This window comes from Salmonella sp. SAL4457 (assembly GCF_046548235.1).
Lineage (GTDB): Bacteria > Pseudomonadota > Gammaproteobacteria > Enterobacterales > Enterobacteriaceae > Salmonella > Salmonella enterica.
In genome coordinates, this window is the sequence record NZ_JBGDZO010001321.1 from 1 (window position 1) to 236 (window position 236).

Below are 236 nucleotides of genomic sequence, written 5' to 3' on the forward strand. Positions count from 1 at the left end.
GTCTCAGGAAGCGTGGCTGGCGGTCACCGGGCGCTCGCGCAGGGCGCGCAGGGTGGCGCGCAATTCCGTGGGGCGCACGGGCTTGGAGAGCAGGGCGATGTCGGTGTCTTCGACGCTGGCCTGGATACGCTCGATGTCGTGGCCGCTGATCACCAGCGCCGGTATCGCCTCTCCGCGTTGCCGCCGTACCCGCTCGATGCACTCGACGCCGGAGGCGTGGGGGCCGAGGTCGTAGT

At 70.8% G+C, this 236-nt stretch carries 1 pseudogene; it reads right to left on the reverse strand.

The annotated features are described in order from the left end of the window. Positions 1-3: 3 nt before the first annotated feature. A pseudogene (locus ACLJNW_RS28465) lies at positions 4-236 on the reverse strand (hybrid sensor histidine kinase/response regulator); the annotation flags it as partial.